Origin of the sequence: Ensifer adhaerens, assembly GCF_020035535.1 — a bacterium.
Lineage (GTDB): Bacteria > Pseudomonadota > Alphaproteobacteria > Rhizobiales > Rhizobiaceae > Ensifer.
The window spans coordinates 1,514,013-1,532,134 of sequence record NZ_CP083350.1; the positions used below are offsets into that span (position 1 = coordinate 1,514,013).

Below are 18,122 nucleotides of genomic sequence, written 5' to 3' on the forward strand. Positions count from 1 at the left end.
AGGGTCCGGTTGCGACGGAGACCTGTTGAATGCCTGATAACGAAAAACTAAAGAACGCTGCTCATGAGATTGGACATTATGTATTCGCCCGGCGCTATGGCGTGCGGTTGAAATTCGTCAGTATCATGATGGGGGAAAGTACGCTGCCGTCCAATGGGCTAGAAAAAGGAAACAGGCTGAGCGACGATGAGCATATTGACTTTTCGCTAGCTGGATGGGCTGCAGAAACTTACGTTAAAACGCACTCGCGGCAAGACGATACGTTTGATCAACGGACTTTTTCGCGCGCAAGATTCGTATGTGGTAATGGGAGTGGATGGCCGTTGGGTCTTCTCGGTCAAGGGCCCTCTGATATCGCCGTTTTAGTGCGGGCGGGTGTAGCTCGGTCACGGCTACTGAATCCGTCGAAGACCCTATTGGGCCTCGGTGGCATCATTCATTCGCAGAAAGTAATGTTTTACAGACTTGTTGATTGCCTCCTGACCGAAAGCTTCCTTTCGCCCGAGGCTTTAGAGACGGTAGCCTCTGGTCGAGAAATCACGCCAGAAATTAGAGGCCGAAATGAGAGTGCAAGAATGGAAGCGCTGATGAGAGGGGATCTTTTCAATGTACCGGCACGTTAATCCATGAGTTCAATTTTTCATTTGCAGCACGTGCTCGCTCGATGTCGGCGGGGTTGAAAAGAATGAACCGGAAATTCTTTCCAGTTTCCGAGCGTAGGGCAAGTTTGGTGAACCTTTGCTCTATTGTAAGGGTCGTCTGCGCCATGTCGGAAAAAGCCGCGAAGCCTACGGTGAAGCCATCTGGGTCAAGAGTCGTTTTCCCTGGAGAATACACACCTCTACCACCGACACAGCAGATATTCGCAATGCATGCGTTAACGATTGCCGTGGAGTGAGTTGATTTTCCGCTCCACCTCAAGGTGAGCAGCTCCCGCACCGAACTTCTCATCCAAATGAGCGTGTTCGATAAGCACGCAGAAGTTAGAACTGCTCCTGGAGCAGCGAGTAGCGCTTCAAAAGATGGTCCGTGGGAATTGATCTGTCCGAGGCAGAGCAACGTGAGCGTCATGAAGAGGATTGAGGATGCGCAAGCGGACAAAACCTTCGTCCTTGCTCTGCTTAGCTGCGCTTGCCAAAGCCGATGATCTGCACCGCAAAGCAACTCGATCATTTGCTCATCCGCACCCAAAACGTCTTCTATCAAGTCATTCCGCTCCATGGCGAAACGCTTGGCGGCGCTAACAGCAGCCGCACGATCCCGCTCGATCACACTCGATAGTCTCTCACCACATCCCTCTATCGTCCTCATACTGTCCACTACTCCGGCCCCACATTGAGTAATGGTGAACTGACTTTTCGTGGGCGCAAAGCGTTTGCTTCTGGCCGATTCGGGGCCGTAGCAAGATGGTGCAGGATTTGAGATCGGCAGCGCGTGGATAGGGGGGCGGGCGGATTGGAGTCACTGGTTTCTCAGCGAGAGACATATCATTCACTATGGCACACACCACTCAATGCCTGACGTCGTGGCAACGGCTAAGGGCTGGCTTCACCCCAACCCGTGAGATCCTTGTCCGCGACAATCTTGACAAGGTTCCCAGCAGATCATCGAGCGCCGCTGGAAATTGCGACTTGCTGTGTGAAAGGGACGTCCAGCTTCCACCTTTGATTGGAAAAGACATCCTAAGTTAACTCAGGATGTCCTTAGCAAAATACGGATAGCCTGAGTTTACCGCAAATGACCTTTGCGCGGCGATCACCTGCTTTTGGCTCGATGAAAAACCCGCGGCGCATCGAAGGTAGGGATCTCAAAAGTATCGGACGGCAAATTGTCTCTCTCCACTGTGGCTCACCCCTTCGGCATCACCCGCGTAATTCTGGCTGAGTAAGCGTGGGGTGCGCATAGACACCCACCGTTGCTAGGGCGAAATCTTCTAATCGCCCATCAAAGCGCGACGATGTGAACAGGAGTTGACACGGCCAATAATCGACCGAACACTCATAGTATCGCGTTTACTGAGACTAAAAAATGTGGGTTGAGCTTTCAAATGACGAAATCGACTTAGTCATAGATGCGCTGGGCGAAGGCCCGCTGGCGGATAGGTTGAGGGTAAGGCCTCATCGGCAGACAGGAGCGTTCACAAAGGCGGCGGAAGAAAAAGCTGCTGGCAAGGACGAGTTGGTCATAGAAACTTCGGGCATCATCGACCGGTACGATTTCGGCGCGTATGTTATGTCTTGGATTTGGGTCAGCGACGAAGAAGCAGGTGTTCCAACGTCCTTTGACGGTTTCATAGTTACCGACGAAATCCGGAACCTGTTTGAGAACCTGCGGTCCTTCCGAATTACCGATCTCGACTTCTCTACTACTGCGATAATTGCCAACGGCAAGATGGATAACTACGACTGGAAGTTCGAGACCTCAGGACAGGTGTGGATACTGACGGCTTTCACTGAGTCAAACGCCGCGGACTGGCTGCATATCGAAGAATGGAAGCTTGGGACTCCTTCGCGTTCTATGACCAGCACTGACGTTTTTTCGGCTATTGGGAGGGCGCTTCAGATCCTAGCAACAAGCTCCTCAAATTTGCGATTGGAAGACCATCCCCTTTATTGGCGGAAATATCTCGAGCTATACGCGTTGGGTGAAATATCTGCGATGGAGGCGGTAAAGTGGCTCAATGTAACCGTCGAGGCGCTTGACGAAAAAGCCCAATCAGTTCGCGAGCGCATCGAAGAAAACCGTAGGAATGCCGTGCGAGTTAGTCTCGCTGGACCGGGAATACCTCGGTTCGATATTGAGTGTACAAGCGCGCGGGTCTGAATGGGAATTTGGTCTCACTTAAGATCTCGCCGCAATCGTTGCCGAGTGTGACCTGCCACGGGTAATTTCCTCCAGATTGGATTAGAGTCCGGCCTGATTAAGGACGGACGCATGAAGAAGCAGAGATTTACGGAAGAGCAGATTATTGCGGTGCTGAAGGAGCAGGAGGCTGGCGCGAAGGTGGCTGAGCTCTGCCGCAAGCACGGGATTTCGGAAGCGACCTTTTATAACTGGAAAGCCAAATACGGCGGTATGGAGGTCTCCGAGGCGAAGCGTCTCAAGGCGCTCGAGGAGGAGAATGCTAAGCTGAAGAAGCTGTTGGCCGAGCAGATGCTGGACGCTGCCGCGCTCCGCGAGCTTCTGGCAAAAAAATGGTAGGGCCTGCCGCCAAGCGCGAAGCCGTCGCGCATCTGAAGACCGTGATGGGTCTTTCGGAACGGCGGGCCTGCCAGATCATATCCGCTGATCGGAAGATGGTGCGCTATCGGTCCTGCCGGCCGCCGGAGGTCGAACTGCGGGCAAGACTGCGCGACCTCGCCAACGAGCGACGGCGTTTCGGCTATCGGCGGCTGTTCGTCCTGCTCAAGCGAGACGGAGAGCCGTCCGGCGTCAATCGCATCTACCGGCTCTACCGCGAGGAAGGGCTGTCGGTCCGCAAGCGGAAAGCCAGACGGCGTGCCGTCGGCACGCGTGCGCCGATCCTGGTCGAAGCGAAGGCCAATGCCCGCTGGTCGCTGGATTTCGTCCACGACCAGTTTGCCTGCGGAAGGAGGTTTCGCGTGCTCAACATCGTCGATGACGTGACGCGCGAATGCCTGGCGGCAATCCCCGACACATCGATCTCCGGGCGTCGGGTCGCCCGCGAACTGACGGCGCTTATCGAACGGCGCGGCAAGCCCGGCATGATCGTCTCCGACCATGGCACGGAGTTCACGTCGAACGCGATCCTCGCCTGGTCAAAGGAGCACAAGGTCGAATGGCACTACATCGCGCCGGGAAAGCCGATGCAGAACGGCTACGTCGAATCCTTCAACGGCCGCATGCGCGACGAACTGCTGAACGAGAGCCTGTTCTTCGGTCTCGGCCACGCTCGCAGCGCCATTTCCGAATGGGCGGAGGATTACAACAATTTCCGGCCACACTCATCGCTCGGATATCAGACCCCGGCCAACTATGCCGGGACCATCGCCGCAACCGGCTCCAACGCTGCGCAAGATGAAGGCTACGCGTTTCCGCCGGTTGCTCCCACCGCGCCAAATGGCGTATCGAAAACCGCCGGGGCTCTAATCGCCGCTGGATGAAAGTTCAGTGGCAGGTCAAGTGCGTTTCATCGTTGGAGCATATGACTGAAGAGCCTTCGCGGGCCGTCGTCGATCTCGGAAACGCCTCGGACTATTGGCTATTAATGGCCGGTTTCAAGTTCGATGCGTTTCCAATGGTGATCTCGTGGCAGGCCGTCATCGGGGGCTTTCGTCTCAAATGCTACGTCCGAAATGGAATAATACTGGCAAACTTGTAGACATGCATGCCTGGTATTAGGCAGCGCTGTCACTGGCCCACTTTTCGATCAGTGAAAATTTGGCAATCGGCGCGCTTACAAACGCTGACTGATCCGTGACTGGAAACATATGCTTCTGACGGGACCAATTGCGAAGACGGGGAGGCAGCAACTATCGCCGTCGGCTGCTGGGTTTCGTCCATCGAAGAAGACAGGCGGCTTTCTGCGGGCCTAAGACAAGATTCTTTGTATCGCAGTTCGTCTAGCAGCGCTTCGGTTGGATATGCGCGAAGTCGCGGCCGCGCCGCTCATGCCTGCGCGGCATCTAGTAGTCGGTTACCCAGCCGGGCTTATCTCTCAACATCGGACTCTCCAACGATTGGTTCGTGCCAAAGTAGCGGCATAATCCATTCGGCGCAACGGCTTCGCAAAACGTTCATCGGCCAGACGACGACCGCCTCGACTCGAAGCCATGGCCTTCGGGCTTTCGTCGACCGAATGATGACCGGTTCGAGCGACCACTCTCTCGATTTTGCCCCTCTGATCCTTCAGTTTGGAGAGCATCTTGATGCAAGAAGTGGTGAGAGTAACAGGCGGCAATGGCAGAACGCTGCAGAGATTATGTGCGACGGTCGCTCAAACTGCTGAATGCATCCAATAAGGCCGCACCGGACAAAGCATGGGCACCATTTCATCTGTTTCCCTCAAACAGGCAAGGAGATGCCGGTGGAGGGCTGGGCAAATGGCCACCTGAAGATCAGTGAAATGGTCGATGCTGGGGCAAATAGTTGGCGATGTCGTCCGCAGACGCCGGAGGACCGGGCTCGGTCCGCAGTCAGCTTTAAACAGCCGACGCGAGGACGGCGATAGCGATTCGGCTTAAGAGGATCTGTCGGAGCGTATGGACGGACGCAGCGCCAACGGAGAGGTAAGAGCGCGCATTCAACGTAGTCGTTTTCCGCGATGCAAGAAATGTGTCGGCTCTTTGGAGCGGACACACTTCCAAAGGAACCGCGAAAGATTCCGCTAAGCGGCTAACGCCGTATGCCAGCCATCAGACTCGTGGCGGAACTGAATCTGCTCAGCATCAAGTGACTGGTCAGATTCGGTAATACTCTCGATCAAGCGACTCAGTTCCTCATCCTTTTTCTTGTTCGCATAGATGATGCGCAGAAGCCGTTCCGCCGCACGATTGGAGACCGGCTTATTTGAGGCCTTTTCCCACTTCGCAATACTTTGCTCGTTGGTCGACAAGCGGTCAGCAAGTCCACGTTGCGAGAAATCAAGCTCCAAACGAAGGAATCTGAACTCAGCACCATTCATGGTCCGGTGCTGCCTTACGATGCTATCGCCGATGGCGTTGTGCAGGCCTACCATATCTTCTATCGAAAAAGTCTCTCCATAGCCGGACGTATCTTCGACAGTGTACCCAGATGCCAAGTAGACATTGTCCAGACCGCATTCAATATAATGGTACATCTTCATCTCCTTGTCCCGCCCGAGCTACTACATCGCCGAAATTACGAGGACGTGCTTTTCCCAAATAATGGCAACTGGGACGGTCAACTCTTGTCCTGCTCCATGGCGGTGCACGTCAGCTTTCCAATTACCCTTGATATCGATAATAGGATCGATAATTACTGTTCCTTTTAGAAGGCAGTTTCGGATCATGGTCGTTGTGATCTTCCGTTCTGGATGATCCTGCTTAGCGTGTCTGGTGTATTGGACTTTGCCATTGATCGTAAAATCGCGAACGAGTTTCTGAAACTCACCGCGCGACATTTTTTTGGGTTGCTCAGATTCTCGCGCTCCGAAATCGACTACATTCGACAATCTTGCTCTCCAGTTTCCTATACAATGTATAGGTTCTGGCCATGGAAAAGTCAATGGTTGATGTATTCGGCTGTCGCCGCTCACACGTCGGCGCGGATGAGACCGCCTTCCTGCTACACCGCTGACGCGCTGACCTTGGTGGATTGCCGATTTCCCGAGCATATTCGCACGGCATGACAGGGCGTCGATCGCAAGTGATCTTTCGACGCGACTTCTCCGGCTCGAGCCCACATACGGACCCGGATAGATGCTCGGCGTCAGCCTTCGACTCTGGTAAAGCCCAGCCACGAGGGGCGCTGATGCCAACGGTTCAAAGCCCGCAGCCTGCGGAGCGACACCACGGCACCCCCTTGACACCACGAACCGCCAGCTAAACCGTCCTTAGCCGCAGCAGCTTCTGCGCCACTAGATGGCTGTTTTCATGCAGTGTTCGGGAAGTGACTTTTTAAAATTGGCGTGCAATACCCACTTTTCTGGAAAACCCAAGGGGGCATTTTTAGACACGGTTCTCATCACCGGAACGTTGACGAACATCTGCTGCGAGTCCTCGCCCCGTGATGCCTATGCCAGCGGATTCCGGGTAGTTTTCGTGGTTGACGCGACGGCTGCCAGCCGCGACCAGGACCACAACGCAACGCTCCACAATATCTATCGTAGCTTTGGCGATGTGCGACCGACAGACGAAGCCATTGCTCTTCTGTCCGTATACCGGGTCTAGGTACCCGGTGCTTTAGGTTTGGGCTATTCAGCTATGACGGTACCTTGGTGAAAGACAATTTGCCATGTGTCTGCATTTTTCCGCCAGAGTGTCGTTCTGCGAGTTCTCCGATCCGGCTGCTGCAAGATGTAGTTGAGCTGGTAAAGACCTTCCGCAAGCTGGCGAATGGAGAATTCCGAGCATGACCAGCCTTCAGGCTCCGGGGTTTTGTAAAATTCCAAAAGGTTCTCTATGACAAATTCTCGGTCGTAGGCTTTGCCGCTTGCGCCAATTTCCCAAAAATCATCGACCGTCATTTTGAGGAGGTCGTCGCGGCTGGTGCCAAGCTCCCGATGATGGAAAAGCGGTTCGCGAGCGCTGAGTTCGCCAAGGATTGCACGGAGAGCAGGGTTCAGCATTTTTCCTCTTTCAAACGTTCTCGACCAATTAAATCACTATAACGATCAAACCAGCCCGGGCTGCAAGCGAGACGGCCCAGCGCGTTTCGATTGAGTTCAGACCAGAGGCGCTAAATTCGATCACCGTCCTCGCCGGGTTCCTGTCCTTTGTGAACCGGTACTTCGAACTGGTAGACGCCGCAGTCGAGCCGCCGTGCTAAGCGCCTTCGGAAGTTGACAATTGGGCCGGTCAAACTGATGTTGCTGGAAGGCAAGCGTGAACCTCGAACAACTCCCGATATGGACGATCACCAGGTTACAAGTGTGTGTTTAAGTTGTGAACTGACGTCGGGACGCAAGCCGCTTCCTGGCGGGACAATATTCGAGACCGAGTATTTTCATGCTCACCAGGACGTCGCTTATCCCGTGCCCGGTCAAGTTATCGTCGCTGCGAAGCGTCATTTCAAGCTTTTGACTGATATGACTCCTGCTGAGACATCCGAGTTTCTACCCCTCGTTCAGAAGTTGAGGGGGCAGCAGGCAAAGCAGCTTGGTATCGAGCACGTCTACTATTTTTACAATGAGGATACGTCGCACCACTTTCATCTTTGGATGGTGCCTCGATATCCGTGGATGGCGCAGTTTGGAAAGTCCATCGACGCGGTACGTCCGGCGCTTCGCCATGCCCGCGATACCATGAACTCGAAGGCGGAACTCGCTTTTGTCGCAGAATCCGCCAATAAGCTGCGGCAGGGGATGCTTGGCGTGTAGGTCTGTGCTGCGAGGAGCGCTACAATACGGCGTTGCTTCAGGCGTGAAGTGCGGACTATATTCGGTCCGCTCTCTTCGCACATCAGTCCATAAGGACAGCACAGATGCTCCATCATGCGTCGTTCGGCGTCTCAAACATTGAGAAGTCGTACACCTTCTATGATGCCTTCTTTCGTGCCGGGGCAGGGTCCTCCGCTGGTGCAGGACATCATCTTGCCTTTCGCTCCAAGTCGAGAAGCAGTCAAACTATTTCATCTGGCTGCCTTGGCGCACGGGGGATCGACAACCAGTCGGCTCCTCTTGCCGCCGATCCAGGCACCCGGATGTATGGTAAGCGCCAACGCCGGAGCGCCGAGAACGATCCGGGTAGACAATTTTAAAGATCACTGCGGAAGAAACACGTTCATGCGGTTACGGTTTTCGACGACGGACTTGCGCCGACGGTTCGTCACATGGCGCATCCTGGACGATAACGTCGCACCCACTTTACCATGCCAACTCATCGGGTGAGAGCGCCGTGAAAGTGACTCTGGTTGGCCGCAAAGGGAACCTAGGGGGAAAACGGTTGGGATTTTTGAAAACTTGCCGCCGACAAATTTCGGGGACAGAATCATATCATGGTTGGCTACGTTGCGTTCGAGTCCAACAAAAAGATGCAATAGAGACGTGGCGGATCGGCTTCACTCAAATGGTGTCTTTATGAATTTCACTGCGACCGAAGGAATGGCACTTCCTTTGATTTAGCCCTGAAGGAGTGTGCTATGACAGCTTTCGGAAACGCGACACCAAACCGGAGCGGCGTCACGCGACCGTTCTTTGACAAGCATTATTTTGTCGAAGGCGTTCGATCCGCGGTAGCATCTGGCAGTTTGTTTCGCCTACGCAGGAGGATATCCGAGGAACAAAGCCGCGCGCCACAAGAGTGATCAAAGTTTTTCCGGCTAGCGGAGGATATCGAATCCCGCTGGGCGCAAATCGAAGCCGAGTTCGGCGAGGGAGCTTTGCTGGTCGAGGAGGATGAATTGATCCAGTTTGCGGCCAGAGCTGAAGGTGGATATTATGAGAGCAACCCTCATCTTCTAGAGAACGCGCGTCTATTTCGTGCGCTCAAAGGCGAGACGTGGTGGACTAGAGAGCACCACTTTCAGCGCCTTTCGGAAGAGGCGGGATATGGTACACCTCCTCCAGATGCTCGCGAAATTTATTCGTTGTTTTGAAAGTCAACCGGCGGTCGCGATCCAAGCCGACGACTTGAAAATGCCAGCCTTCGAAAAGGTCAAGTTGAAACAAGAATTCAAGTTCGGCGGCCTTCAGTCCCTTCTCGAAAGCGGCTACCGCAAGCGCCCGAAGTTTTGCGAACGCGTCCTCAATGGTCTCCCGCATAGAGTCGTCGGCGAGACTAGCGAGTATGGCGATAAGATCCGTTCCTTCGACATCGGCGCCGCTTTTGCGCTTAGCGAAATAGTAAACGTCGATTTGGCGGCCCGCCCCTTTTTCTGGTCGTTGTATGAGTCTGAAGCCAACGCCTGACATGTTGGAACTCCCTACGACAGCGGGCTGCTCCTATCAGCCGAGATGCTAAATATTTGTTACCTCGCCCGAAGAGAGCGGCGATCAAGTCCGACACCTGTCTTGGCCGAAAAGAGTTCAACGGAACCTCGACAACGGTCGAGATGTCAAATCATCGTAGCCAGGACCGCTGTCATTCTGCCGCCAGTGTGGGGCCGACGTACCCTCGAGCGATCCGTAGCCAGCAGTGAGTCGCTGACGCAGCGACGGAGATAGTGGCCCCGTCGTGGTGATCGTTGCTCGGATTGTATGGTTGCCCAATGAAATCAAGAAGCCCCTGCTTCTGGCGGCCTCCTCCTCGCTAACGTCGCCAACATGTCGTTTCGACGGAAGGAGGACAAAACTATCGGAGCGGATCGCCTACATCAGCGCTCATAGCGACAAACCAAGCGAGCGCAATCAGATGTCTGGCCGTTCTATCGACGTGATGATATATAAATGATTGTTCGGTTATAAATGAGAGTCAAGATGCCACGCCCGAAAACGATGCCAGACGAAGAGGTGCTGTCGGCAGCGTTCGCGCTGATGCGATCGCATGGCCCTGATGGATTGACCTTTGCGGCACTCGCCGCAAGCACCGGCCTTTCCGGCGCCACCCTGGTGCAGCGCTTCGAGAACAAGACGCAACTGATCCAGCGGGCACTCATCCAGGCATGGGACGGCCTCGACCGCCAGACGGCGGAACTGATGGCAGCGGTGCCGCGAACGCCCGAGGGCGCCGTCGCGCTGCTCGTCGGCCTCTCGGGCGACTATGGCGGTATTGACAGCTATGCCGACGACCTGCGGATACTCCGGGAAGATCTGCGCGATCCCGTGCTGCGTGTCCGTGGCGCCAGGTGGCGAGACGTGCTCTCGGCCGTACTCGACGAATGCCTCGCCGATCTTCCTGCGGCGGCCCCCGGTCTGGGGCTGTTGATGGCGTCGCAATGGCAGGGATCGCTGCTGTGGTGGAGTTTCGACCCGCGGGTGCCGGTCACTGATTTCGTCGAGCAAAGCCTGGCGCGCTTCGTTGAAGCCTTCGCAAGGCGCCCGGCGGACTGAAGTCAGCGCCAGCGCACCGCGGTCACCCACCTGTCAAATCGCCGTGAGATGGTCGTGCAATGGATGACGGCGGCGCCGGGCCGTCTTAGATGCTGACCCATGACCAGATTTGTCGCTGCTGTTTTCCTGCGGTTCGCCGCACCCGCACTCGTTCTCTCGATGCTCTTCGTCTTGCCGGCCGCCGCTCAGGCGTCGCCGCCGGTTTCGGCCTTGCTGGAAGAACTGGCTAAGCGGCCGGAACTCGAGCCGTTGAAGACCGTGATCGTTGCCCGCGACGGCAAGATCCTCACCGAGCGCGGCTATCGCGGCAACCGCGTGACGGACTCGACCAACATCAAATCCGCATCGAAATCGATCATCTCGGCGCTGGTCGGCATTGCCATCGACAAGGGGTTGCTCGAAGGGCCGGACCAGAAGATCGCGCCGATCCTCAAGGCCGACCTGCCGGCTTCGCCAGACCCGCGCATCAATGACATCACCATCGGCAATCTCCTGTCGATGCAGGCCGGGCTCGGCCGGCTGTCGGGGCCGAACTACGGGCGATGGGTCGCCAGCCGAAACTGGGTGCGCACAGCACTTGCCCAGCCCTTCGATGATGCTCCGGGCGGACAGATGCTCTATTCCACCGCCTCGACCCATCTGCTTTCTGCGATCCTGACGAAGGTCAGCGGCAAGTCGACCCTCGCCCTGGCGCGCGATTGGCTGGCGCCGCTCGACGGTTTCCGCATCGGGGCCTGGGATCGTGACCCGCAAGGCATCTATCTCGGCGGCAACCAGATGGCGATGAGCCCTCGCTCCCTGCTTGCCTTCGGCGAGCTTTACCGCAGTGGCGGTCGTACCGTTTCAGGCCAGCAGTTGCTGTCGGCCGAATGGATCGCAGCGTCCTGGCAACACCGCACCAATTCGCGCTTCTCCGGCGACGAGTATGGCTATGGCTGGTTCGAGCGCCAGATCGCTGGCGAAGAGGTGCACTTCGCCTGGGGTTATGGCGGTCAGATGCTCTACATCGTGCCGAGCCTTGATCTGACTGTGGTGATGACCTCAGCCGAGAGCGGACCGTCAGCCCGAAATGGCTACCGCGACGCGCTGCATCTGGTGCTCGGCGAGATCATCACAAGGGTGAAGGCCGATCCGGAGACGGATGGTTGAGGGCGCGCCGCTCGTGCCTGTCACTGCCGATCAGCGAACAACCAGCAGCGGCTCCACGATATCGAGCAGGCATTCGATCGCGGATGCATTCTTCAAATCGTCCGGCGCGGCCTCGAACTCGGCAAGCTCGATACCGGCGATCTGCTGTCTCGGGATGCTTTCGAAAATGGCGCGCAAGCTCTGCGGGAGCAGGCCGTCGCCGATGGCATAGGCGGCCGGTACATGGTTCGGCTCGAGCACGTCCCAGTCCACGTGGATCCAGACCGGCGCATCGCCGATCAGCGGCAGAAGGGCTTCCGGCGTCGCTTCGGCAGGCGAAAGGGTGTGGACGCCTGCCCGCCGCAGCAGATCCGCCTCCGCAGGATCGATGTCGCGCGCGCCGACGATGACGACCTGAGTGGGGTTCAGTCCGCTGCCGTGTCCGCTGTCCCAAAGACCGCAGGCGGCGGCGAGCACCATGCCGCCGAGATAACCGCTTTCGGTGGTTTGCGGTGTGTTGAAGTCGCCATGCGCGTCGATCCAGAGCAAGACCGCATCGGCATGTTCCCGGGCAAGGACCGGCAACGTCGCCAGACTTGCGGAACAGGTATTGGCAACGAGAAGCGGCCGGTTACCGCGCCGCATAGTTTCTGCCAGCGCCTGTTGCAGGCCGGCCAATGTCTCCCTCGCCTCAGGCAGGCTCGCCGACCAATCGTCTTGCCTCGCCGGCGACGGCCTGCCGACGGAGGTCGGTTTCAGTCCGTGGCGCTTGCTCAGTGCTTCCGCCGTGAGCGCGGCCCCTGGTATTGCGCCCGTAGTTCTGTCGGCGATCCGCCCCTGGGAAACGATGAGTTCGTAGGACACGGTCGTACTCCTTGCATTTGCGACGTCGTTGCACGCAGCTCGCCGTCATCAACCGGCAAAGCGTGCATTTCGGGTGTTTTCAAAGTGTGGCATTGGCCTGAAAAGACGGTCTGCAGAATCGATATATTTAAATGGATATATCGATTCTGCAGAGTGATCGCAATTTCATCAGGGCGAACGTTCGTGGTATTGCTGTGCGTACATGGCGGTCGCTTATGCCCGATGGCGGGTTGCCTCGCGAGGCGCGCCCGCATGATGCCGAGATCTGGAAGGTGAGAGATGTTTGCCGCAAAGACAATCGAAACGGGCGACAAGTCCGAATTCTACCGCGAACTGGCAAGCCAGCTCGGCGGGCTCTTGCACGACGAGCGCGACTTCATCGCCAATGCGGCCAATCTCTCCGCCCTTGTATTTGATCTCGTGCCGGATCTGAACTGGGCCGGCTTCTACTTCCTGCGGCCGAACGACGAACTGGTGCTTGGGCCGTTTCAGGGCAAGGTCGCCTGCGTGCGGATACCAGTTGGCAAAGGCGTTTGCGGCGCTGCCGCCGCGCAACGGCAGACGATGCTGGTTCCAGACGTTCATGCGTTTCCAGGGCACATCGCCTGCGATGCGGCGTCGCGCTCGGAACTGGTCGTGCCGCTGATCAAGGACGGAAAGGTTTTCGGAGTGCTGGATCTCGACAGCCCGACGCCAGAGCGTTTCGATGCTGAGGACCAGGCCGGTTTCGAGGCGCTCGCCGCAATCTTTGTCGCCGCGAGCGATCTCAGTTAAACCAGTTCGCTGGGCGGTCAGCCCCCAAAACCTTCGATGACGATCTTGCCCTTGGCAGCACCCGTTTCGATGCGCCGATGCGCCTCGCGCAGGTTCGCCGCATTGATCGGCGACAGCACCTCGGCAAGCGTCGTCTTCAGCCGCCCGGCGTCGATCTCGTCGGCGACGAAGGACAGGAGCCGGTGCTGCTCGATCATATCCGGTGTCTGATGCATCGGGCGGGCAAACATGAACTCCCAATGCAGACTTGCCGCCTTGGTCTTCATTCCGGCCATTGGCATCGGCACGTCGGTGTTGTCGATCGAGACGATGCCGCCTTGCGGCCGGATGAGCTCGACCGCAGCGTCCCAATGGCGCATGTCGTTGAAGATCGCGATATGGTCGACATGGGTGAAGCCGAGTGCCCGAACCTGCGCGACCAGCGGCTCGCGATGGCTGACGACGTGGTCGGCCCCGAGCTCCTCGACCCAGGCGATGGTTTCCGGCCGCGAGGCGGTGGCGATCACGGTAAGTCCGGCGCGCTTGGCCAGCTGAATGCCGATCGAGCCGACGCCACCGGCGCCGCCGACGATCAGGATCGATTGGCCGCGATCGGCACCGTCCCGGTCGATGCGGAGCCGATCGAAGAAGGCTTCGTAGGCGGTGATGGTCGTCAGTGGCAGCGCTGCGGCTTCCGCGAAGCTCAGCGACTTCGGCTTGCGTCCGACGATGCGCTCGTCGACAAGCTGGTATTGCTGGTTGGAGCCCGATCGCGTCAGGTCGCCGGCGTAGTAGACGCGGTCGCCTGGCTGAAACAGCGTCACATCCGGGCCGACCGCTTCGACGATTCCGCTCGCATCCCAGCCAAGCACGCGCGGCGTTGCCTCGATCTTGTCCTTGGGCGCGCGCATCTTCACGTCCACCGGATTGACGGCGACGGCGTGGACGGCAACCAGAATGTCATGCCCCTTGGGCTCCGGCTTCGGGAGTTCGACATCGAGGAAGCACTGCGGGTCGGAAACCGGGAGATAGCGGGTGAGGGCGACAGCTTTCATGGTTTGCTCCTTGTGGCGGGTAAACGGTCTGCAGTTACGTAACGCTCTCGGCCCGTAGCGGTAGCGACGATGACGGGCCAAGAATAGGCGGCGTCCTGCCTGCGAGGGAAGTCTTCGGGCGTCCTAAGTCAGTTGATGAGCGCGCCGCCTTCGATATCGATGACGGATCCGGTGACGGAGGGATTGTCGATCGCGAAAAGGTAGCCGAGGGCGATGTCCTGCGGCTCGGCGTAGCGGCCGGCCGGCAGCGTTGCGGCGGCGCGATCGAACATCGCCCCGCGCGCGTCGCCGGTCATGCCTGCATAGGCTTCCGTATTGGTCAGACCGGGGCTGACGACGTTGACGCGTAGCGGTGCCAACTCTCTGGCGAGGATCTTTGCCGATGCTTCGAGCGCGGCGTTCATCGCCGTCTTGACAAAGGTTCCGGGGACGGTTCGGCGGGCAAGAAAGCCCGAGGTGAAGGTGATCGTGCCGCCGGGTCGGATGGTTTTGGCCGCTTCGCGCGCAAGCAGGATCGAGCCCCAGAACTTGACGTCGAAGGCGGCCCTGGCTGCTTCGAGGTCGATGTCGGTGACCTTGCCGCCGGGGGCCGACGAGCCGGCCGTGACGATCAGATGATCGATCGGCCCCAATCGCTGGAAATAGGCGGCGACCGCCGCCGTATCTGCGATGTCGAGGCCCGTGGTGCGGCTCGCGATGTCCACCCGGCCCGGGCGTTCGGCAAGGGCCTTGGCGACGGCCGCGCCGATACCGCTGGTACCGCCGATGACGACGGAGACGGTGTTATCAGTGAAGGTCATGGTCATACTCCAGGGACAATGCGGGAACGGGTTCGGAAAAGACGGCTTCGAGCAAGGGGCCACCGGGCGCACGCAGGAACAGTCGGCGCTCGCCGATATCGGGAAGGTCCATTGTCGAATAGGGAATGGCGAGCCCGTCGAGTCTCGCGCGAAACGTCGCGTAGCCTTCGAGCCGGAAACCGACATGATCGATCGCCTCGGCAGCAATGTCGAAGCCCGCACCGTGACTGCCGATAATGTGTACGATCGGCTGCCCATTGGCGTAGAGCCAGCGGCCGGGGATGCGCCGGATCGCCGAGGGACGTTCACCGACAGTCAGGTCAAAGACCGTCTCGAAGAACGCACGCGTTGCGTCGATATCGGCCGTGCGGATGGTGACGTGGTCGAGCTGCATGACGCGTCTCCTTTCAAGAGGAAACTTAGCTCTTGCGGCGCATCCGGATAATTGGCTTAGATCCAAAATTATAATTCGGAGAAGACGAAAGATGCTGCTCGACAATCTGGCCCTGTTCCTGCTGATCGTCGAAAAGGGCGGGCTTTCCGCCGCAGGCCGCGAAAAGGGATTGTCGCCCGCCTCCGTGTCCGAGCGGCTGGCGGCGCTGGAGGCCCATTACGGCGCGGCACTTCTGAAACGAACGACGCGGCCGATCAGCCTGACGGAGGAGGGGCGTCTGCTGGTGGACGGCGCCCGCCGGCTGCTGGCGGAGGCCGATGAACTGGAGAGCGGCATCCGCTCGGGCACGCGTACCATTTCGGGGCCGATCCGGCTGAGCGCGCCGGAGGATATGGGGCGGCGCTATATCGTGCCGATCCTTGACCGGTTCCTTGCCGAGCATCCTGACGTGACGGTGGATCTCAACCTCACCGACGGCTATCTTGATCTGGTAGGCCAGGGCATGGACTTTGCCATCCGCCACGGTGTTCTCGCCGACAGCACGCTCCGCTCGCGCGCGCTCGGCGAAAACCGCCGGGTCGTCTGCGCCGCGCCCGCCTATCTCGACGCCATGGGCCGGCCGGAGCATCCGGACGACCTCTCCCGTCACGACTGCATCATCATGCGCTTCGGCGCCAATCTCGACCGCGAATGGGCCTTTCAGGTCGACGGCAAGCCACACAAGGTCATGGTGCGCGGCAGACGCGTCGCCAATGATGGCGGGCTGGTGGCGGAGTGGTGCCGCGCCGGCCACGGCATCGCCTTGAAATCGGCATGGGACATCGCTGAAGACCTGGCGTCCGGTGCGCTGGTCGAACTGCTCAAGGACTTTACGGTCGGTGAGACCGGGCTGCAGATCGTCTATCCGCCGCTGAGCGTGCAGCCACGTCGGGTGCGGCTGTTGATCGAGCGCATCGCGTCGGATCTGAGCGCCGTCGAGCACATGCTGTCGGCAAAACGGGCCTAGACCGGCCGGTGGCATCGGCGCTGGTTGGATTGCGGAGCGTTTCGGCGATTCGGCTTTCTTCCTCTGCTTGGCCGGGATTTCGGCGGTTGCCGTGCCGCTGCCGGCGTTCCTTGTGCGACAGCCGAAGACGCGGCCGATGCTGGCTTGATGTTCTCAGCGCTGGATCACACGCAGGTAGAGGATCGGCTGTCCCTCGCGAACCAGGGCGACGCCCTCATTGCCATGGAGCATGCCCCTCTGCTTGCTACGGCACAACCACAGGGTATCTCCGGCCGCCATCGCGTCCAGCAGCGGTGAGAGCAGGACGCGTGGGGCGGGAATCCGCTCAAGGAATTTCCGGGCGGCGAATTCATATTCAATTTTCTGGGCGATCCAGTCGCCGAAGCCTTCTGGTGTGGTTTTCCGCACCAATTCAACGTCGTCCGGGTTGCAATCCAGCCTGTTCATATCGCGGTCGCCTCAGAAGGTTTGCGATCTGAAACGACGGTATACGACGACTTTTTGTTCTGGAACTGCCGACGATAGCTTGCCGGCGAGATCGAGAAAACCCGGGTGAAGTGCTGGCGGAGCGAGACGGTGGAGCCGAAGCCGGCCATCTCGGCCACGTGATCGACGGAACAGGTGCCGGTTTCGAGCAGCCGTTGCGCAACGGCGAGCCGCTGAGCCAGGAGCCAGTGGGTGAAGGTCGTTCCGGTCTTCTTGCGGAAATGGCGGGTGAAGCTGCGCAGACTCATGCCGGCGTGTTCGGCCAGGCGCTCGAGCGAAAGCGGTTCGTCGAGATGTTCGATCGCCCAGGCAATCGTCGTGCCAAGCGGATCGCCGCTGCCGGGGGCGGGAAGCGGCGCCTCGATGTACTGCGCCTGATCGCCATGGCGATGCGGCGCGACGACGAGTCGGCGGGCGATGCGATTGGCGATTTCGGCGCCGTGGTCGTTGCGCACGATGTGCAGGCAACAGTCGATCGCGGCGGCCGTTCCGGCCGAGGTCAGGATATCGCCTTCGTCGAGATAGAGCGCGTACCGGTTCAGGGCGACCTGCGGATAGGTCCGCTCGAATTCATCCGCCCAGGCCCAGTGCGTCGAAGCCGACCGGCCGTCGAGCAGGCCGGCTTCGGCGAGCACAAAGGTGCCGAGGCAGAGACCGACAAGCCGGGAGCCACGGGCGCGCGCGGCACGTAGCGCCTCAAGCAGGTTCTCCGACGGTCGCGTGTTCGGATCGTTCCAGGCCGGCACAACGATCGTGTCCGCCTCCGATAGCCTGGAAAGCTCGTGTTCCACTTCGATGCTGAAGCCCGACATGGTGCGAATGGTGCCGGCTCTCTCGGCCGCAATCAGCAGGCGGTAACGTGGCACACCGAGCTTCAGAAGGTCATCGCCGAAGACGATGCAGGGCACCGAAAGGTGAAAAGGGCTGATGCCCTCGAAAGCGACGATGGCGATGGTGTGCATGTTCCGGCCGATACTCATCCACTCAAATTTGGCCAGAACCTATC

At 58.5% G+C, this 18,122-nt stretch carries 20 protein-coding genes; 10 read left to right on the forward strand and 10 right to left on the reverse strand.

Annotated features, from left to right (window positions below; translation table 11 throughout):
• Positions 1–29: 29 nt before the first annotated feature.
• Entirely contained in the window at positions 30–623 is a 594-nt protein-coding gene (locus tag LAC81_RS27245; protein ID WP_223730241.1) for a M50 family metallopeptidase, read from the forward strand.
• On the opposite strand, the gene LAC81_RS27250 is transcribed toward LAC81_RS27245, so the two are convergent.
• The gene (locus LAC81_RS27250; RefSeq protein ID WP_223730242.1) at positions 604–1,272 is read right to left on the reverse strand and encodes a hypothetical protein; all 669 of its coding nucleotides are present in this window, start codon (positions 1,270–1,272) and stop codon (positions 604–606) included. The genes LAC81_RS27245 and LAC81_RS27250 overlap by 20 nt on opposite strands.
• A gap of 756 nt (positions 1,273–2,028) precedes the next feature.
• On the opposite strand from LAC81_RS27250, the gene LAC81_RS27255 reads away from it, so the two are divergent.
• Positions 2,029–2,823, forward strand: coding sequence for a hypothetical protein (locus LAC81_RS27255; protein WP_223730243.1), 795 nt, complete (start codon positions 2,029–2,031; stop codon positions 2,821–2,823).
• Between the two features lie 111 nt (positions 2,824–2,934).
• A protein-coding gene (locus LAC81_RS27260) for an IS3 family transposase (protein WP_223725348.1) occupies positions 2,935–4,124 on the forward strand; the annotation gives its coding sequence in 2 pieces (ribosomal slippage) (positions 2,935–3,187 and positions 3,187–4,124; 1,191 coding nt in all).
• Between the two features lie 1,223 nt (positions 4,125–5,347).
• On the opposite strand, the gene LAC81_RS27265 is transcribed toward LAC81_RS27260, so the two are convergent.
• Both LAC81_RS27265 and LAC81_RS27270 read right to left on the reverse strand, forming a co-directional pair.
• A complete protein-coding gene (locus LAC81_RS27265) occupies positions 5,348–5,800 on the reverse strand; it encodes a helix-turn-helix domain-containing protein (protein WP_223730244.1) in 453 nt (150 codons plus the stop codon).
• 27 nt (positions 5,801–5,827) lie between these two features.
• Positions 5,828–6,154 carry a DUF4258 domain-containing protein gene (locus LAC81_RS27270; RefSeq protein ID WP_223730245.1) on the reverse strand — a complete coding sequence of 109 codons (327 nt, stop codon included), beginning with the start codon at positions 6,152–6,154 and terminating at the stop codon, positions 5,828–5,830.
• Positions 6,155–6,575: 421 nt separating this feature from the next.
• Here LAC81_RS27270 and LAC81_RS27275 point away from each other — a divergent pair, with 421 nt between their 5' ends.
• On the forward strand, positions 6,576–6,872 hold the full coding sequence (locus tag LAC81_RS27275; protein ID WP_223730337.1) for an isochorismatase family protein: 297 nt from the start codon (positions 6,576–6,578) through the stop codon (positions 6,870–6,872).
• 23 nt (positions 6,873–6,895) lie between these two features.
• Here the strand turns inward: LAC81_RS27275 and LAC81_RS27280 are convergent, their stop codons facing one another.
• A complete protein-coding gene (locus tag LAC81_RS27280) occupies positions 6,896–7,270 on the reverse strand; it encodes a DUF4440 domain-containing protein (RefSeq protein ID WP_223730246.1) in 375 nt (124 codons plus the stop codon).
• 237 nt (positions 7,271–7,507) lie between these two features.
• On the opposite strand from LAC81_RS27280, the gene LAC81_RS27285 reads away from it, so the two are divergent.
• The 4 genes from LAC81_RS27285 to LAC81_RS27300 all read left to right on the forward strand — a co-directional run bounded on the left by LAC81_RS27285 (position 7,508) and on the right by LAC81_RS27300 (position 11,779).
• Positions 7,508–8,020, forward strand: a complete 513-nt coding sequence (locus LAC81_RS27285; RefSeq protein WP_223730247.1) for an HIT family protein — start codon at positions 7,508–7,510, stop codon at positions 8,018–8,020.
• A 1,170-nt stretch (positions 8,021–9,190) separates the two neighbouring features.
• Positions 9,191–9,550 carry a hypothetical protein gene (locus LAC81_RS27290; RefSeq protein WP_223730248.1) on the forward strand — a complete coding sequence of 120 codons (360 nt, stop codon included), beginning with the start codon at positions 9,191–9,193 and terminating at the stop codon, positions 9,548–9,550.
• 507 nt (positions 9,551–10,057) lie between these two features.
• On the forward strand, positions 10,058–10,630 hold the full coding sequence (locus LAC81_RS27295; protein ID WP_223730249.1) for a TetR family transcriptional regulator: 573 nt from the start codon (positions 10,058–10,060) through the stop codon (positions 10,628–10,630).
• Between the two features lie 159 nt (positions 10,631–10,789).
• Positions 10,790–11,779 carry a serine hydrolase domain-containing protein gene (locus LAC81_RS27300; protein WP_419195886.1) on the forward strand — a complete coding sequence of 330 codons (990 nt, stop codon included), beginning with the start codon at positions 10,790–10,792 and terminating at the stop codon, positions 11,777–11,779.
• A 30-nt stretch (positions 11,780–11,809) separates the two neighbouring features.
• Here LAC81_RS27300 and LAC81_RS27305 read toward each other — a convergent pair whose 3' ends face one another.
• A complete protein-coding gene (locus tag LAC81_RS27305; protein ID WP_223730251.1) occupies positions 11,810–12,622 on the reverse strand; it encodes an arginase family protein in 813 nt (270 codons plus the stop codon).
• A 279-nt stretch (positions 12,623–12,901) separates the two neighbouring features.
• Here LAC81_RS27305 and LAC81_RS27310 point away from each other — a divergent pair, with 279 nt between their 5' ends.
• Positions 12,902–13,396, forward strand: a complete 495-nt coding sequence (locus LAC81_RS27310) for a GAF domain-containing protein (RefSeq protein ID WP_223730252.1) — start codon at positions 12,902–12,904, stop codon at positions 13,394–13,396.
• A gap of 17 nt (positions 13,397–13,413) precedes the next feature.
• Here LAC81_RS27310 and LAC81_RS27315 read toward each other — a convergent pair whose 3' ends face one another.
• From LAC81_RS27315 to LAC81_RS27325, 3 genes are all read right to left on the reverse strand, one after another.
• Complete coding sequence (locus tag LAC81_RS27315; protein ID WP_223730253.1) at positions 13,414–14,430, reverse strand: zinc-binding alcohol dehydrogenase family protein; 1,017 nt, start codon at positions 14,428–14,430, stop codon at positions 13,414–13,416.
• Between the two features lie 128 nt (positions 14,431–14,558).
• The gene (locus tag LAC81_RS27320) at positions 14,559–15,230 is read right to left on the reverse strand and encodes an SDR family oxidoreductase (RefSeq protein ID WP_223737062.1); all 672 of its coding nucleotides are present in this window, start codon (positions 15,228–15,230) and stop codon (positions 14,559–14,561) included.
• Positions 15,217–15,624, reverse strand: coding sequence for a glyoxalase (locus LAC81_RS27325; protein ID WP_223730255.1), 408 nt, complete (start codon positions 15,622–15,624; stop codon positions 15,217–15,219). Before LAC81_RS27325 ends, LAC81_RS27320 begins: the two co-directional genes overlap by 14 nt.
• Before the next feature lie 91 nt (positions 15,625–15,715).
• Here LAC81_RS27325 and LAC81_RS27330 point away from each other — a divergent pair, with 91 nt between their 5' ends.
• Positions 15,716–16,630, forward strand: coding sequence for a LysR family transcriptional regulator (locus LAC81_RS27330; RefSeq protein ID WP_223730256.1), 915 nt, complete (start codon positions 15,716–15,718; stop codon positions 16,628–16,630).
• Positions 16,631–16,783: 153 nt separating this feature from the next.
• Here LAC81_RS27330 and LAC81_RS27335 read toward each other — a convergent pair whose 3' ends face one another.
• Positions 16,784–17,077, reverse strand: coding sequence for a hypothetical protein (locus LAC81_RS27335; RefSeq protein ID WP_223730257.1), 294 nt, complete (start codon positions 17,075–17,077; stop codon positions 16,784–16,786).
• Positions 17,074–18,078 carry a GlxA family transcriptional regulator gene (locus tag LAC81_RS27340; protein WP_223730258.1) on the reverse strand — a complete coding sequence of 335 codons (1,005 nt, stop codon included), beginning with the start codon at positions 18,076–18,078 and terminating at the stop codon, positions 17,074–17,076. The genes LAC81_RS27335 and LAC81_RS27340 overlap by 4 nt, the downstream gene beginning before the upstream one ends.
• Positions 18,079–18,122: the final 44 nt, after the last annotated feature.

Coding starts and splice junctions, on each gene's coding strand:
- LAC81_RS27245 (WP_223730241.1), top strand. CDS start 30: ATGCCTGATAACGAAAAACTAAAGAACGCTGCTCATGAGATTGGACAT.
- LAC81_RS27255 (WP_223730243.1), top strand. CDS start 2,029: ATGTGGGTTGAGCTTTCAAATGACGAAATCGACTTAGTCATAGATGCG.
- LAC81_RS27265 (WP_223730244.1), bottom strand. CDS start 5,800: ATGTACCATTATATTGAATGCGGTCTGGACAATGTCTACTTGGCATCT.
- LAC81_RS27275 (WP_223730337.1), top strand. CDS start 6,576: ATGCAGTGTTCGGGAAGTGACTTTTTAAAATTGGCGTGCAATACCCAC.
- LAC81_RS27280 (WP_223730246.1), bottom strand. CDS start 7,270: ATGCTGAACCCTGCTCTCCGTGCAATCCTTGGCGAACTCAGCGCTCGC.
- LAC81_RS27285 (WP_223730247.1), top strand. CDS start 7,508: ATGTTGCTGGAAGGCAAGCGTGAACCTCGAACAACTCCCGATATGGAC.
- LAC81_RS27290 (WP_223730248.1), top strand. CDS start 9,191: ATGGTACACCTCCTCCAGATGCTCGCGAAATTTATTCGTTGTTTTGAA.
- LAC81_RS27295 (WP_223730249.1), top strand. CDS start 10,058: ATGCCACGCCCGAAAACGATGCCAGACGAAGAGGTGCTGTCGGCAGCG.
- LAC81_RS27300 (WP_419195886.1), top strand. CDS start 10,790: ATGCTCTTCGTCTTGCCGGCCGCCGCTCAGGCGTCGCCGCCGGTTTCG.
- LAC81_RS27310 (WP_223730252.1), top strand. CDS start 12,902: ATGTTTGCCGCAAAGACAATCGAAACGGGCGACAAGTCCGAATTCTAC.
- LAC81_RS27315 (WP_223730253.1), bottom strand. CDS start 14,430: ATGAAAGCTGTCGCCCTCACCCGCTATCTCCCGGTTTCCGACCCGCAG.
- LAC81_RS27320 (WP_223737062.1), bottom strand. CDS start 15,230: ATGACCTTCACTGATAACACCGTCTCCGTCGTCATCGGCGGTACCAGC.
- LAC81_RS27325 (WP_223730255.1), bottom strand. CDS start 15,624: ATGCAGCTCGACCACGTCACCATCCGCACGGCCGATATCGACGCAACG.
- LAC81_RS27330 (WP_223730256.1), top strand. CDS start 15,716: ATGCTGCTCGACAATCTGGCCCTGTTCCTGCTGATCGTCGAAAAGGGC.
- LAC81_RS27335 (WP_223730257.1), bottom strand. CDS start 17,077: ATGAACAGGCTGGATTGCAACCCGGACGACGTTGAATTGGTGCGGAAA.
- LAC81_RS27340 (WP_223730258.1), bottom strand. CDS start 18,078: ATGCACACCATCGCCATCGTCGCTTTCGAGGGCATCAGCCCTTTTCAC.